Source organism: Specibacter cremeus (assembly GCF_003946885.1).
Classification (GTDB): Bacteria; Actinomycetota; Actinomycetes; order Actinomycetales; family Micrococcaceae; genus Specibacter; species Specibacter cremeus.
In genome coordinates, this window is sequence record NZ_RWKQ01000056.1 from 1 (window position 1) to 15,785 (window position 15,785).

Here is a 15,785-nt window from a genome sequence, read left to right on the forward strand (position 1 = left end):
ATTATCCCAGGAAAGCCGCCATTCCGCACTCAGACCCACCGATTCTTGATCTCGATTCTGGACGTTCTGAATAACCCTCCATGAGTTCAGATTGGGGCCGTATTAGCGGAAGCCTCTGTTGATTGCTTCACGTGGATGCTCACTGCTCAGTCATCCTCGTCGAGCATGCCCTTTTTGAAGAACTCCTGAGCCGCAGGACTCACGTTCAGGGGCGTCAGCGCGGACTGCCTGGAATAGTACAGCGGGTGGAATATGCGCATCCCAGTGTCTGTTAGGTCCTTGACGAACCACGAGACGGGCAGATCACGAATGGACCATTTCAGAAGGCGCGTGTGGAGCTTGTTGATTTCGGATCTAAGTAAATGATCTTGATACTCGTCCTCTTTGTCGCGCTGTTGAAGCCTGGAATACGTGAAGTGAATGTTCGTGCGAAGCCAGACGTCCACAATTAGGCCTTCGTCAGTAGGCTGAAGGACGCCGTTGAGAATCTTCCCATCACGTCGTCCCGGCACCCATGAAACGCCCGTTGTGAGTTCCCACATTTTGTCAAAGGTCTGGTTCGAGGGGTCTTCCTGAGCAGCGATATGGCGGTCCATGGCGGAAGTCAGCTGGTTGACGCTGGCAAAGAGATCGTTCATCGCTTTGTGGTTCGACTCGTAGATCAAGTCACACTGCTTTCGGGCCTCGGAGCCTCTACCGATGAGATAGGCAGCCCACACCGAGATCAGAGAGACGACTGCACTTGCCACGGGCGGAATGATCACCTGCCAAGCGCTGACGGGCATGTTCCAATCCAGCATCGCACCCCTGCTTCGCGTCGTTCCGATGGTCAGTGTTCGCTGCACTATGCACCGATGAGGTTTCCGAATCTACCATGCGCCGCCTTGTCCAATGGAAGCGGGGCCAGTTCTGCAAATCTGAATGCGTGACTCGTCGACCGCCACTAATCACTTCGGCGGAAGATGAGTGAACTGCGCTTATTATAGTCACATTCTCCAGCGCATCAACGAATATCATGGCCCTAAATCTCCCCACAGGTACTCATCGGCCGGCCATCAATGCCAGACGAGACAACTGGTGGGTCACCGCCAATCTACTGTGCCACCGCGGCAGCATGAGCGAACACGTCTGCGGGCATGGGGCGGCGCAACTTCCACACAAAAGACACCGGCTTCGAACCCGAATGCTGAACGTAATCGACGGTCCCAAGACACGTGAACGGGGCAGTCATGCCGAGGTCATCCTTTGCCTCCTGACGAGTGAACAAGACAATGTTGGTCTCCATTTCCTTGTGCCCAAGGTAGCGGCGCCCAACCTTGCTCTCGGGCGTCGTCGCGTTCTGCGATTCCCAGTGGAACAAGTCCTGGCTTATCGCGTAGTCCTTGTACATGATCGATGCAGCGCGCTCTTTCGCGTCTTTCTCCACGGTTACGAAGAATGCGTCCGTACGCTCGTCCTTGCACCACGCGACTCCCTCACGATGGCTTGCCCGATTGCCATCGATCGATAGGTACCCCAGGGCGGCCAGTGCCTCCTCACGACGATACGTGGCATGAGATTTCAGCGGAATATGCTGCAATCCCATGCCCAAACTGCGAGGTGTCGGACGCGCCCGTTCAAGAACCAGCTTAAGAAGATCCTCGATCTCCGCGCAGACTCGAGGGAATGACCGCAGATGGCGCAGCGCCTCGTCGTACGTCCTAAAGTCGGCGGCGTCCGGCCAAACAGCGAAGGTGAGCATCGCTGCAAATATCTGCTCCCGCGACGATAGTTCGCCGTATGCCGGACAGCCCGGTGTGAGCAATCGCGAGTATGTCTCCGCCCGTTCGCCGTCGTCGACACAGATGAACTGACCGACGCGCTTAAGCAGCAGGAGTTCTTCAGCTTTCACCTCAGCAATGGACATCTTGCGCAGGGTGGGCGCCGCATCGTCGGCAAGCTCGGCGGCGAAACCCAGCCCAGCGTCGTAGATCAGGGTCGACCATGAATCGCCAGTCTTGCGGTATACGTTGCGAAGCTCGCGCCCCGATTCGCGCAGGAAGTCCTGCAGACGCTGTTCGCCAACACTCTTCACCTCGGCAACCAACCGGCGCCGCGTTAGCTTGAGCTGCGTCTTGATACTGTCCAATACGATCTTCTGCGCCACCCGGTCTAGCGACACTTGCGATCCGGACGGAAGCTGAGGGAACTCGTCTTCGATCGCCTTCTCCAAGGGCTTGCGATTCAAACCGGTCAGGGCTCGAAATTTGGGGTCAAACCTGAACTCCCGCCGCTGTTGTCCAATTAGGTCTAGCACCGTTAGAACCGACTTGCCTTCCGCCCGCCGCAGACCGCGTCCGAGTTGCTGCAAGAAGATCGTCGAGCTCTGCGTAGGCCGGAGCAACATAATTGTGTCGATCTCCGGCAAATCCAGGCCCTCGTTGAACAGGTCCACCGTAAAGATGCAATTGATCTCGCGAGACCGAAGTCGGGTCAACGCGGCCGCGCGCTCCTCGTCCGGCGTGCCACCCGAGACCGCAACGGACTCAATGCCGGCCTCGTTGAAGACTTTGGCCATGTACTCAGCATGCTTCACGGACACACAGAAGCCGAGGGCCCGCATTTCACCGGTGCTCAGAACTTTGTCCCGAAGCTCACGGATGACCTTCGCTGCCCGAGCGTCGTTACCCGTGTACAGGTTGCTCAGCTGGACGACGTCATAATTCCCGCGCTTCCATTCGACTTGGCTCAAATCCACGTCGTCGGCAACACCGAAGTAGTGGAACGGCACCAACAGGTCATTGTCGAGCGCATCCCAAAGACGCAGTTCGCTGGCGATGCGTCCGTCGAAGAAGGCGTCGGCCACGCTGACACCGTCACCGCGTTCCGGGGTGGCGGTGAGGCCCAGCAATTCCCGCGGTTTTAAGTGATCAATGATGTCCCGATACGTCCGAGCCGCGGCGTGGTGGAATTCGTCAATCACGACAACATCAAAATGGTGTTGCTCAATCTCGCTCAGTCCGAGTTGCGCCAACGACTGGACGCTGGCAAAGACGTGACGCCACTGGCGGGGTTTGTCCGTCCCGACATACAGCTCGCCGAACGATCCGCTTTGCATTACGGTTCGATACGTCGTCAGTGACTGCTTGAGGATCTCCTGACGATGGGCGACGAATAGCAATGACAAATCGCATCCAGCAGCTTCGCACAGACGCTTGTAATCGAGAGCCGCGATCACAGTCTTGCCGGTCCCAGTTGCGGCAACCAACAAGTTCCTATGATGTCCGTGAACAACGCGAGTCGACTCAAGGTCTTCGAGCATCTCGCGCTGGTACAGATGCGGCTGCAACTCCAGTCCCGTGTCCGCCGTCTCGTCCACCGTCACGCGACGGCCGCCACTTCGAGCCAGCGCCTCATCCAACTGTTCGGCGTCCCGAGCGGGATCGTACGACTGGAACGCCCGCTGCTCCCAGTAACTGTCAAACGTCACCTGGAACTTGCGGAGCAAATCCGGTGTGCCAACACTCGACAATCGCACGTTCCATTCCAGACCGTCCAGCATAGCCGCCTGGCTCAGATTCGAGCTACCGACGTAGGCCGTATCGAATCCCGAGGACCGCGTGAACATCCAAGCTTTGGCGTGCAATCGGGTCGATTGCGTCTCATAGTTAATTTTGACCTCGGCCCCATACCGGTTGACGAGATGATCAATAGCCTTGCGCTCCGTCGCGCCCATATAGGTCGACGTGATAACGCGCAGCTTTACGCCCCGCTCGCACAACTCCTTCAGTTCGCGGTCCAGCAATCGCAAACCGGACCACCGGATGAAAGCGCACAGCAGATCAACACGATCAGCAGAATCCAGCTCACGTCGGATTTCTCCGGCCAAGTTCGGGTCTTCGCGCGCGTTGGTATACAACGCGGCCTCACTGAGCCGGGTGGTCGGGCGGCGAAGGTCCCGGTTCCGAAGCACGCCAGATTCCGACAGGGACATCAACTCCCTGGGGCCGGGCTCAATCAACTCGCCAAGTGCGCGCGCCGAATCAAAAGAATCGGCTGCCGTGATGGCCGTGAGCATCTGATTGGCCAAGGCCACACGGTCCGCTGCCTTCGCCTTGCTCAGTCGACGCTCGGCGAGATCGCCCAAGTGCCGTGCGAGCACCTGCGCCGCAACGTCATCTTCAACGTCAACATATTCAGGTAGAAGATTCGGAACGGCGGTGAGCCGTGCCGCCAAATCCGACGTATGAAGAGACTCATACAATCCCGGAAAAACCTCAGCCACGCCTGAGATTACGTCGGTGGCGTCATTGCCAATGCCCGAGTGGTCTTCGGCGAAATCCCCATCAAAATCGATCACTTGCCCAGGGTAGTGGACGCGCCGGACAAAACCGGATTCGGGCACCCCGCCCAGCCGCCCGCCGTCGATCATGAACCCAGAAACCTACCCCTCCACCCCCACGCTCCGACACGCCAAGTGCAGCGCCAGCCTGGTATCCGGATCCCCGAGATCCACCCCGAGCAGCCGCTCAATCCGAGAAACCCGATCCGCCACGGTATTCCGGTGCACGCCCAGCACCGCGGCGGCCTCCACCAAAGATGACTCCGCATCCAGATACGCCGCCAACGTGAGCCGCAAGTCGCCCAGCGGCGCGAGCAGCTGCTCAGCGGCCGGCTGGAACGTGTCGGTCTGCGTCCACGCCAGCAGCAGCTGCGCCAGCCCCAGCCGGTCCACGTGCAGGAAGTACCCCGTCTGCGGCCGCGACGAGGCCAGCCGGGCAGCATCCCCCGCCTCCCCCAGCGATGACACCAGCCCGACAGCCCCCGCCTGCGCCCGGCCCACACCCGTCGACGTCTCGATCGTCGCCCGCAGCCGCCCCTGCGCCCGTCGGATCCGCGTGGCCACATGATCCAATTCCACCGGCGACGGCTCCTGCACGGACGACGTCCACAGCACCCACCCGTCCACCTGCTCCACGATCTCCACCTCAAGTCCCTCGGCCGTGAACGCCTCCAGCACCTCCGACCGCTGCGCCACCGCGTCCACCGCGCCCCGGGCGATCAGCCGGATGCCCACATGCCACTCGTCCAGCCGCCACCCCGCCTCGATGGCGCGCTTGAGCAGCGACGGCCGCACCGCCGCCCCCGCGTCCCGGATCTCCTCCAACAGCGCCGTCCGGTGCCGCGCGTCCCGCTCGCTCGCCAGCCGCGTCAGCACCAGCCGATGCCCCACCGCCACGCTCGCCACCTCCAACGCGGACAGCACCGCGGCCTGGTCGCCGTACAGATCCGCCCGCGCCACCGCGCCCAGCCACGACCGCGCCGCCAGCCCCGTCCCCACCGGCGCCGCCAGCAGCACCCGCCCCGGCCCGAACTCGATGGTGCTCGGCCCCGTCCGCTCGCCCAGCCTCAACAGCAGTGAATGTTCGACGGCGGTCAGCTCGCCTTTCGCTCGCAGCACGGTCCCCGACCGGTCGATCAGCAGCAGCTCGCGGCCGAGTTCCGCTTCCAGCATGCCCAGCGTCTCCTCCAGGTCCGGCCCGGCGTTCAGGCCGATCCGCGCCGCCCGCAGCGTCAACCGGGCCGCCGCGGCGCCCGAACTGCCGATCGCCTCATGGAACGCCACGGACGCCCGCCACGCGTCCGGCGCCTCCAGCACGGCGACGCCCAGCCGCCGCGCCAACAGCACCGAGCCCGCGTCCAACGCCACCGGGGAGGACCCGGCAAAGGACAGCAGCACCGCGGACACGCCCTTGCCCGCGCACCGGCGCAGCACCGCGTCGAACTGCCACCCCAGGGCGGAAACGGGAGACAACACCACCAGCAGCGCGCCACCCGAACGCGCACCGCCCTGAAACGCGGGCCCGGACAGCGCCACGGACACGTCCTCCAGCCGCCCCGGCACCCCGGCCACGCTGCGCACCAGCACGTCGCGCGGACCGGCCACCACGCGCACGTCCGCCAGGGACGGGTGCTCCAGCAGTGAGGAAAGCGGCGCACTCATACGAGTTGCAATGCCACGTAGTCAAGCTCGATCCCGTAAGACCGTGGGCTCACCCGGGCCAGCCGCGACGGCGAAGCGGTCCACCACGCCGGCCCCGGCAACGCAACCACGATGACCTCCTGCTCGGGACCGAGCAACTCCGCGTCGATGGGTGTTCGTGTGCGCGCGTCCAGCACGGAGATGATGTCCGGGCACGTGACCACCACGTCGCCGTCGAGCGCCACCAGCAGGTATTCGCTGCCGGCCTCGATCCGCACCACGGCGCCCGTCTCGGCGTCCAGCACGGCGAAACTGCCATGCACAAAGCTCTCCTCCTGCGCCGTCCTGGCCACCGAGATTACCCGGCCGTGGGCCAGCGTGCGCCCGCCCAGTGCCTCCCCCACGAGTTCCGCAGCCACGCCCAGGCACTCCTGAAGCGCCCGGCCCACCGACAGCGCGGCGCTCATGGTGCCGGTGATGGCGATGTCCGGCAGCGAAGCGACGGCCAGCGGGCCCAGCGCCAGCGCGCCCCACCCGCCACTCTCCGCGACGACGGCGCGCATCACGGCCTCCTGGTTCGTGGTCCCGTCCAGCACCAGGGTCATGCCGCCGGGCACGGTCAGCGCCAGCGGCGGGGCCGGGTGCCCGGCCGCGGCCAGCGAGAACTGGTCCAGCCGGGGCACCGCGCGGCCCTCGAAGTCGGCGTCGACCACGGGACAGCCCAGCCGGTGCGCGGCGGCGACGGCGGACAGCCCGCACACGCCGCCGATCTGCACGGGCATGAGCGCGTCGGCCGGCACCCCGGTCCAGCGCACGGCGGCCGCCACGGCGTCCACGATTTCCTCGCCGCCGGGCAGCTTCTCCTCCATGACCGTGATCGAGCCTATATACCCCACCGCGTATACGTTGGCCACGCCGGACGCGGACGACGCCGGCACAACGGTCGCCAGCGCGTCTCCCGTCGCGTGCGCCAACAGGGTCCGCAGCTGGCCGACCCGGCCGCCGCCGCCGCAGCCCAGCAGCGCGGCACCCAGGGCGAGCGCATCGACGTCGTCCGTGGTGAGCGTGAAGGCAGGCGGGAGCATGCCTATATCTTGACAGACACCCCGGCCCGGTGATTGAGCCCGCCGGTGGTTGAGCTTGTCGAAACCACCGAAGCTACGTCGAAACCACCTGGTCTCGACAAGCTCGACCACCGGTGATTGAGCTCGTCGAAATCACCTGGTCTCGACAAGCTCGACCACCGCGGACTCGACCGGCACGAACGCGTGCTCCAGCCCGAAGCAGGCCGGGCCGAACGTGTCCAGCGCCTCCTGAGTGCGCATCATGGCCGGCGTGGAAATGCCGATCACGCTCACGCGCTGCCCGTAGCGCAGCCGTTCGGTGGTGATGGGTTCGGCCGTCTCAGCGTCCAGCACGCAGATCAGGTCGGGCACCACGGCCAGCACCGTGTCGCCGAGCGTCGCCACCAGGTTCTCGTTCTGGAACCTGATCACCAGCTCCGGCTCGTCCGGGGCCGACTGGATGCGGGCCTGGCCCTTCGCGAACCCGTCCGTGGTGCGCCGCTCCACGTCGACGACCTTGCCCTCGAACAGCACGCGCAAGTGCGAATACAGGGTCGAGGACAGCGTCGCGGCCAGCTCCGCGATCGGGTCCGTGTGCGCCTCGCGGGCCCGCCGGATGGCCCGGCCCACCTCGAGCGCCAGCGTGATGGTGTTGGGCACGGCCGTGTCCTTCACCTGCCGGCCCGTCATCGGGTATTCGGCGATGTGCGCCACCCCGCCCAGGCGGATCGTGATGCCGCGGGCCAGCCACTCCATCTGCCGGTTGTCCGTGCCGGTGTCGATGAGCACCGAGTGGCCGCGCTCGTCGGCGATGGCCATGGGCGAGCCGGGCACGCCGTACACGGAGAACGTCTCCATGTGCAGTTCCGGGAACGCCCGGCCCATGCCGTCGGCGTCGACGACGGGCAGGCCGGTGCGCGCCGCGACCAGCAGCGGGATCATCGAGTTGATGCCGCCGCATTCGATCGGCATGGTGGCGTCGGCCGTGCGGCCCAGGTGCTTCTCCAGGGCGGCCAACGCCTGTTCCGGCTCGTTGCCGGCCGGGATGCGCTCCACCACGACGGTCGGGGCGCCCATCTGGGCGGTCGGCACGACGAACGCGTCGTCGGCCAGCTCCTGCGGGTCCAGGATGGTGATCGGCCCGGACACGGCCATGGCGGCCTTCACCAGCAGCTTGCCGATGTGCGGGTCGCCGCCACCGCCGGTGCCCAGCAGCGTGGCGCCGCGGGCCAGGTCGTCCAGGTCCTCCGGGCCGAGCTGCCAACTCATGCCGGCACCGGCATGGAAGACGCCGGCATGGACGGCACCGGCATGGAAGATACGGTCCCGTCGAAGCGCACCGGGTCCATGTCGTAGCCGAAGTAGCGCGGGCCCACCATGGCCAGCGACTCGGGCAGGTGCCAGCGGCTGTCCGCCGGGGCGGAGATGACGCGCACGCGCATGCCGTAGCGCAGCGCCTCGGTGGTGACCGGCTCGGCCGTCTCGGCGTCCAGCACCATGATCAGGTCCGGCGTGCTGGTCTGCGCCACACCGTCCACACGCACCAGCAGGTGCTCGTTCTGGAACTCCAGCTCGATGCTGGAGCCCGCGTTCACGCCGATGCCCTCGACGGTGGCCTGCCCGCGGGCAAACCCGGTCGTGGTGCGACGCTGCACGTCCGTGACCTTGCCGGCAGCCACCACCCGGCCGCCCAGGATGTCCGTCACGGCCAGCACCGGGTCCCGGTGCGCTTCGCGGGCGTCCACGACGGCGCGGCCCAGCCGCTCGCACAGCGACAACGTGCCGCGCACATACGCCTGCTTCACCTGCGCCCCGCTCATGGCGAACGTGCTGATTATCGTCGAGCAGCCCATCTCCACCGTGGCCGGCCGGGCCAGCCGCTCCGCCCACTTGTTGTCGACGGTCTCGAACACGCCGGAGTTGCCCTTCTCGTCGCAGATCGACATGGGCGTGGCACGCACCCCGTAAATCGTGGGCAGCACCATCTGGATCTCCGGGAACGCCCGGCCCATGCCGTCGCCGTCCACCAGCGGCAGCCCCAGCTGGGCGGCGGCCACGATCGGGATGGTCGAATTGATGCCGCCGGCCTCGATGCACGCGATGTGTGTCGGAGTGACGCCCAGGTACCTCGCCAGCGATGTGACGGCCTGCGCGAACTGCGCGCCGGAGGCCAGCTTCTCCACCATGACCGTGGGCGCGCCCATCATGGCGACGGGAAGAACGACGGCGTCGTCGGGCAGGTCTTCCACGCTCGCCACCCGCACGGGGCCGTGTTCGCGGATGGCCGCCTCGGCCAGAAGGCGGCCGATGTACGGGTCGCCGCCGCCACCGGTGCCGAGGATCGCGGCGCCGCGGGCCAGGTTGGCGACGTCGGCGTCGATCTGGGTCAGTTGGGTCGTGTTCACTTCAGTCCTCCCAGGGACAGGTCGCCGACGGCCTTGGCGCGGATGCGGGTGGCATTGCCGGGCAGGTACGGGATCGGGACCTCGTCGAAGTCGATGATGGCCACGCTGGACGGGTCCGCCCCGGCCGCGATGGCCCGGTCCATGGCCTCCTGCCGGGCCTCGGCGACGACCCTGTCCCGCTGGCCATCGGAGACGGCGTACACGCGGTCCACCTCGCCGCTGACCTGGGCGATCGCGGCGCCGATGGCGTTGGCCACGGCGTAGTGCTCCGGGCGGCGGACCGCGCCGAGGCCGGCCAGCTCGTCGGGCAGCAGGATGGAGCCGCCGCCCACGCCCACCACCGGCAGCGGTTCGGCGGAGGTGCGCATGCGCTCCACCGTGTCGGTGACGCGTTCGGCGATCTGCTTCAGGGCCGTGCGGGCCAGCTCGGGGTTGATGTGCGCCACGAGCGACTTGTCGCCCACGTCGGCGCGGCCGGCGGCCACGGCGATGTCGGTCGCGGTGAGCGTCGAGCCGCCGAACACCAGCGCCTCCCGCGTCAAGCGGTAGCCCACCGATTCGGGACCGACCTGCGTGCCGGCGTCGTCCACCTTGGAACCGCCGCCGATGCCGAGCGAGAGCACATCCGGCATGCGGAAGTTCGTGCGGATCCCGGCGATGGCGACCTCGCCGCCGGCCTCGCGCGGGAAACCGCCGTTGAGCACGCCGATGTCGCTGGTGGTGCCGCCCACGTCGATGACCGCGCAGGTGTCCAGGCCGGAGAGCACGGCGGCACCGCGCATCGAGTTGGTGGGGCCGGAGGCGAACGTGGCCACCGGGTACTGGCGGGCGAACTCGACGTCCATGAGCGTGCCGTCGTTCTGGCTCAGGAACAGCGGGGCGGCGATGCCGGCGCCGACCACGGACTTGGCCAGGCCGTCGACGATGTGGTTGGCCAGGTCGCGCAGCGAGGCGTTGATGATGGTGGCGTTTTCGCGTTCGAGCAGGCCGATGCGGCCGATCTCATGCGAGAGCGAGAGGGCCACGTCCGGGCCCAGCTCCTCGCGCAGGATCGCGGCGGCTTCCTTCTCGAAGTCGGCGTTGATCGGGGAGAACACGGAGGAGATGGCGACGGATTTGATGCCGCGGGCGCGGATGTCCTCGGCGTGCCGGCGCAGCTCGTCCCTGTCGATGGGCGAGATCTGCCGGCCGTCGAACTCGTGGCCGCCGTGGGCCAGGTAGGCGGCGCCGGAGATGGCCTTTACCAGGCGCTGCGGCCAGTCGACCATGGGCGGCAGGGAGGCCGTGGCCGGCAGGCCCAGGCGGACGGCGGCCGTCGGGGCCAGGTTGCGGCCCTCGACGAGGGCGTTGATGAAGTGGGTGGTGCCGATCATGACGGCGTCCACCTCGTCCGGGTGGAACGCGCGCTGCTCCTGCAGGCTCGCGAGGGCGGAGACGATGCCGGTGGTCACGTCGTCGCTCGTGGACCGCTTGACCGCCGCGGCGACCGTGTTCCCTTCCATCAGGACGGCGTCCGTATTGGTGCCGCCGACGTCGATGCCGATGCGCATGGTGATTCCTTTTCTTCGTGTTGTGAATCTAGTGGACCGTAGCTGCTGGAAATCCGCCCAAAACGAGCAGCTACTGCCCACCAGTTGGGAGGGATTCCGTCTTGTGCGTGCCGACGCCGCGGACCAGGCCGAGCCTTCCGGCGATCACGTACAGCAGGAAGGCGGCGACGACCGAGTTGATCGAGGGGATGCCGACCGGGACGAAGTAGCCGATGAGGGCCGCGGCGACCCAGATGACGATCGTGGCGGGCACCCAGACCGGGGCGGTTGCCGGCAGCTCGGTGGCCTCCGCCTGCAGTGCCGGGCGCCACTTCTTGACGACGAAGTACTCGGCGATCATGATGCCGGCCACGGGCGGGAAGGCCACGCCGAGGATGGACAGGAAGCCGATGAACCGGTCGAGGATGCCGCCGGCGGCCAGCACGGAGCCGACGACGCCGATGATGAGCGTGACGACGGCGCGGTTCACCTTGCGGCCAAACACGGTGTTGATGAAGTTCACGACGCCGAGCCCGGAGCTGTACAGGTTCCAGTCGTTGATCTTGAACGTGCCGAGCAGGATGATCAGGACGCCGACCCAGCCGACGGTGGAGGTGAAGATGTGGGTGATGTCGGCGGACTTCAACGCGTGCGCGAGCAGCACGCCGGCCAGGCCGATGACGTATTCGCCGAGCGTCACCCCGAGCACCGTCTGCTTGACGACGTCGGCGACGCTGCGGTTGTAGCGGGTCATGTCCGGGGTGATCACGGCGCCGACGATGAACCCGCCGGCGACGATCGTGGTGCCGGCGACGAAGCCCAGCTGCGGGCCGGCCGGCACCGAGCGCATCAGGTCCGCGATGGAGTGGTTCTGCATCTCCACGATGAACGCCCAGCCGACGAGGATGAGGAACAGCGGGACGGTGATGTTGGCGACCCACTGCATGGAATGGAAGCCGCGCAGCACGATGGCCGTGACGACCAGGCCGAAGACCAGCGACCAGCCCCAGGCCGGCATGATGGGCAGCAGGACGGCCAGGCCGGTGGCCGAGACGCCCGACTGGATGCCGAACCAGCCGATGAGGCTGATGCCGATGGCCAGGCCGAGCAGCGCGGAGCCGCCCGTGCCGAAGCCCGTCCAGCGCGCCAGGACGGACGTGTTCAGGCCCTCGCGGACGCCGATCACACCGACCAGGATCGTCACGAACTCCAGGATCACGGCGCCGAGCGTGATGGCCCAGAAGGCGTGCCAGAAGGTCATGCCGAAGCCCATCGTGGCGCCCAGCATGAACTGGGACAGGGCCGACATCTGGCCGAACCGTTGGACGGCGACCTGGAACCAGCCGTAGCGGGCTTTCTGTGGGACGCGCGCCAGGGCGTAGTCGTCGGGGACTGCCTTGGCCTCACCGGACGTGGCCGGTACCGCTGTTCGCTGGCTCATATCGGGGCTCCTCAGGGGGGATGGATACCCTCAACGATATGGAGCCGGCGTGACGCACTGAATGGGCGAAGTGTCAGGTTCCTTGGGTGGAACCATGCACAACGCACACCTCGGTGGTTGAGCCTGTCGAGACCCCCGGTGGTCGGGCCTGTCGAGACCCGGGATTTCGACAGGCTCAATCACCGCGGTGGTCGAGCCCGTCGAGACCCGGGATTTCGACAGGCTCAATCACCGTTCCAGCCGGGCCCACGCGAGTTCGGCGAGCGCGGCGGCCTGGTCGCCGAGCACGTCGTCGTTGAACAGCACCTTCGGCGAGTGGTTGTAGGCCGGGTTCTCCAGTCCGTCGGGTGAGGCGGACAGGAACAGGAACGTGCCGGGCACCTGTTGCAACACCAGCGAGAAGTCCTCGGACGCCGTCACGGGCTCCGCACCCTCGATGGCACGCTCTGCACCGAAGACGCCGGCCAACACGCCCAAGGCGACCGCCGTCTCGTCGTCGTCGTTCATGGTCACCGGGAACGTGACCTTCAGGTCCACCTCGGCCGTGCAGCCGTGGGCGGCGGCGAGGCCGTCGGCGAGCGCGGCGACCTCGGTGCGCAGCCGCTCGACCACGTCCGGGGCGAAGCTGCGCACGGTGGCGGCCAGCGACGCCGAGCCGGGGATGACGTTGACGGCGTCGCTGCCGCGCAGCTGCGTGACGGTCACGACGAGGGGTTCGAACGGGGAGAAGCGGCGGGTGACCAGGGACGGCAGCTCCCCGGCGAGCGCGGCGACGACGGGGACCGGGTCCTTGGCGTTCATGGGCGCCGAACCGTGGCCGCCCTCGCCGTGGATGGTGACGCGCAGCTCGCTGGCGCCGGCCATGACCGGGCCGGGCTTCGTGGTGAACACGCCGGGGGCGCCGGGCATGACGTGGATGCCGTAGGCGGCATCGGGCTTGTGTCCGGCCGCGTCGAGGACGCCCTCCTCGATCATGACCTTGGCGCCGTCATGGCCCTCCTCGCCGGGCTGGAACATGAACACGACCGTGCCCTTGAGCTCGTCCTTGTGGGCGGCGAGCAGTTTGGCGGCGCCGACGAGCCCGGCCGTGTGCAGGTCGTGGCCGCAGGCGTGCATGGCGCCGTTCGTCGACCTGTACGGCAGGTCGTTCTCCTCGACGACCGGCAGGGCGTCCATGTCGCCGCGCAGCAGGACGGTGGGGCCGTCCGTCGCGCCGCGGAGGACGGCCGTGACCGAGGTGGTGCGCGTGCCCAGCGTGATGTCGAGACCCAGGTCGTTGAGGGCGTCGAGGACCTTCTGCTGGGTGCGCGGCAGGTCCAGGCCGATCTCCGGGTCCCGGTGCAGCGCCCGTCGGAGCTCCTTCAAGCCGGGCAGGAGTGTCTTGGCTTCCTCGACGAAGTCCATGGCGGCGTCCTTTCGCAGATCCGGGTTCCGGTGCCAGCCTACGCTTCGTGAGAGGATCGCCACATGACGTCCCCTTCAACTTCCCTTCGCCCGGCCCAGTCCACCGTGCAGCTCGACGACGCGAACTTCCGGGTCACCGAGTGGCGCTTTGCCCCGGGCACGGAGACCGGCTGGCATGCCCACGCGCTGGACTACGTCGTCGTCCCCATGAGCACCGGCGAGCTGACGCTGAACACCCGCGACGCCGTCTCGACGTTCCAGCTGACCGCCGGCGCGTCCTACACCCGGGCGCCCGGCCCGGAACACAACATCGCCAACCACGGCGCAACCGAGATCGTGTTCATCGAGGTGGAGCGCAAGTAGGCCGCCCGTAAAAATCGGCCGATGCCCTTTCCGCGGGTGGGCCGATGTGGTACAAACAATCCGTATCCAAGCGGCCACGGGGGCACTGGTCGCAGCGCGATCACAGGAGCTGCACCATGGGCGGAACCGCGGGCACCAAGACCAGCCGGAGGCTGGAAGTTCGATCCATCGACTATGTGCCGCTGAATGAACGGCACGGCAAGGTTTCCCACATCGGTCCGCTGTGGTTCGTCAGCAACGCCCAGATCGCCACCCTGGCGGTGGGGCTGATCAGCATCACCACCGGCGGCAACCTGGTCTGGTCCCTGATCGCGATCGTCCTCGGCGTGCTGATCGGCACGCTGTTCATGGCCGCGCATTCCTCCCAGGGCCCGCAGCTGGGGCTGCCCCAGATGATCCAGTCCCGGCCGCAATTCGGCTACCTCGGGGCGCTGCTGGTGTGGCTTTTCGCCTATCTGCAATACGCGGGCTTCAACATCTTCAACACCATCCTCGCCGGCGAGGCGATCGAGAAATCGGTGAACCTCGGGGCGCCGAACCTGTGGTTCTGGGTGGTCACCATCATCGCCGTCATCGTCGCGCTGTTCGGTTACGACCTGATCCACGCCTTCGAGCGGTATCTGACCTACCTGACCATCGCCATGCTGGCGGTGCTGACCGTGACCGCGCTGGTCTACTTGAGCGTTCCGGCCGACTCGTTCAACCTGGGCGGGTTCCACCCGGTGCCGTTCCTGGGCCAGCTGGGGGTGGCGGCCGGATACCAGATCTCGTGGGCGATTTACGTTTCGGATTACTCCCGATACCTGCCGGCGGAAGGCACCCGGCTGCGGACCTTCCGCTGGACGTTCTGGGGCAGCGCCCTGGGCGGCATCTGGGTGATGGTCCTCGGCGCCTACATCGCCGCGTCGGCCGGCAAGAACTTCGACACCATCGGCTCGATCAAGGCCACGGCGGACATGCTCTTCCCCGGATTCGGCTCCATCGCCCTGATCGTCGCCGCCCTGGGCCTGATCTCGGTGACCGCCCTGAACATGTACGGCGGCTCGCTGACCCTGATCTCCTCCATCGACAGCCTGCGCGAAATCCGTCCCACCCTGCGGCTGCGCGTGATCACCATCGCGATCACCGCCGTGATTTCCCTGGTGCTGGCCAATGTCGCCTCCGCCGACTTCTTGACCAACTTCAGCGACTTCCTGCTGCTGGTGCTCTACTTCTTCATCCCCTGGACCGCGGTCAATCTGACCGACTACTTCATTGTCCGCAAGGGGCACTACGCGATCGCCGAGATCTTCAAGCCCAATGGCATCTACGGACGCTGGGGCTGGCCGGGGATCATTTCCTACCTGGTCGGGTTCCTGGTCATGATCCCGTTCTTCTCCGCCGGCGCCCTGTTCGTCGGGTTCATCGCCCAGGCCATGGGCGGCGCGGACATCTCGCTGTTCATCGGCCTGCCGGTCTCCGCCGGGCTGTACTACCTGCTCACCCGGCACATCGACGTCGCCGCGGAGACGGAACTGGCCAAGGCCCAGGCCGCCGAGCTGGAACGGGCCGCTCACGAGCACATCCTGCCCTGAGATAGGAACCCTACGGCGAGTTGACCCGGACCTGTGGACCGCC

Annotated in this window: 11 protein-coding genes; 2 read left to right on the forward strand and 9 right to left on the reverse strand. The window is 66.6% G+C overall.

Annotated elements, in window-relative coordinates; genetic code table 11:
- Positions 1–146: 146 nt before the first annotated feature.
- The 9 genes from EJC77_RS17715 to EJC77_RS17755 all read right to left on the reverse strand — a co-directional run bounded on the left by EJC77_RS17715 (position 147) and on the right by EJC77_RS17755 (position 13,805).
- Entirely contained in the window at positions 147–800 is a 654-nt protein-coding gene (locus EJC77_RS17715) for a hypothetical protein (RefSeq protein WP_125615771.1), read from the reverse strand.
- Between the two features lie 293 nt (positions 801–1,093).
- Positions 1,094–4,411 carry a DEAD/DEAH box helicase gene (locus tag EJC77_RS17720; RefSeq protein WP_125615774.1) on the reverse strand — a complete coding sequence of 1,106 codons (3,318 nt, stop codon included), beginning with the start codon at positions 4,409–4,411 and terminating at the stop codon, positions 1,094–1,096.
- Between the two features lie 12 nt (positions 4,412–4,423).
- Positions 4,424–5,983, reverse strand: a complete 1,560-nt coding sequence (locus EJC77_RS21395) for a PucR family transcriptional regulator (RefSeq protein ID WP_125615777.1) — start codon at positions 5,981–5,983, stop codon at positions 4,424–4,426.
- Positions 5,980–7,047 (reverse strand): DUF917 domain-containing protein, encoded by a 1,068-nt coding sequence (locus EJC77_RS17730; RefSeq protein ID WP_125615780.1) that lies wholly within the window; start codon positions 7,045–7,047, stop codon positions 5,980–5,982. The genes EJC77_RS21395 and EJC77_RS17730 overlap by 4 nt, the downstream gene beginning before the upstream one ends.
- A gap of 132 nt (positions 7,048–7,179) precedes the next feature.
- Positions 7,180–8,295, reverse strand: a complete 1,116-nt coding sequence (locus EJC77_RS17735; protein WP_125615783.1) for a DUF917 domain-containing protein — start codon at positions 8,293–8,295, stop codon at positions 7,180–7,182.
- Positions 8,292–9,431, reverse strand: coding sequence for a DUF917 domain-containing protein (locus EJC77_RS17740; RefSeq protein WP_205787473.1), 1,140 nt, complete (start codon positions 9,429–9,431; stop codon positions 8,292–8,294). Before EJC77_RS17740 ends, EJC77_RS17735 begins: the two co-directional genes overlap by 4 nt.
- On the reverse strand, positions 9,428–10,981 hold the full coding sequence (locus EJC77_RS17745; protein WP_125615786.1) for a hydantoinase/oxoprolinase N-terminal domain-containing protein: 1,554 nt from the start codon (positions 10,979–10,981) through the stop codon (positions 9,428–9,430). The genes EJC77_RS17740 and EJC77_RS17745 overlap by 4 nt, the downstream gene beginning before the upstream one ends.
- A 70-nt stretch (positions 10,982–11,051) precedes the next feature.
- A complete protein-coding gene (locus tag EJC77_RS17750) occupies positions 11,052–12,401 on the reverse strand; it encodes a purine-cytosine permease family protein (protein WP_125615789.1) in 1,350 nt (449 codons plus the stop codon).
- A gap of 228 nt (positions 12,402–12,629) precedes the next feature.
- Positions 12,630–13,805, reverse strand: coding sequence for a M20 metallopeptidase family protein (locus tag EJC77_RS17755; protein WP_125615792.1), 1,176 nt, complete (start codon positions 13,803–13,805; stop codon positions 12,630–12,632).
- A gap of 63 nt (positions 13,806–13,868) precedes the next feature.
- Between EJC77_RS17755 and EJC77_RS17760 the strand changes: the two genes are divergently transcribed.
- Both EJC77_RS17760 and EJC77_RS17765 read left to right on the forward strand, forming a co-directional pair.
- Positions 13,869–14,168 carry a cupin domain-containing protein gene (locus EJC77_RS17760; RefSeq protein ID WP_125615795.1) on the forward strand — a complete coding sequence of 100 codons (300 nt, stop codon included), beginning with the start codon at positions 13,869–13,871 and terminating at the stop codon, positions 14,166–14,168.
- 116 nt (positions 14,169–14,284) lie between these two features.
- Positions 14,285–15,742, forward strand: coding sequence for a purine-cytosine permease family protein (locus EJC77_RS17765; protein ID WP_125615798.1), 1,458 nt, complete (start codon positions 14,285–14,287; stop codon positions 15,740–15,742).
- The last annotated feature ends 43 nt before the right edge of the window (positions 15,743–15,785 follow it).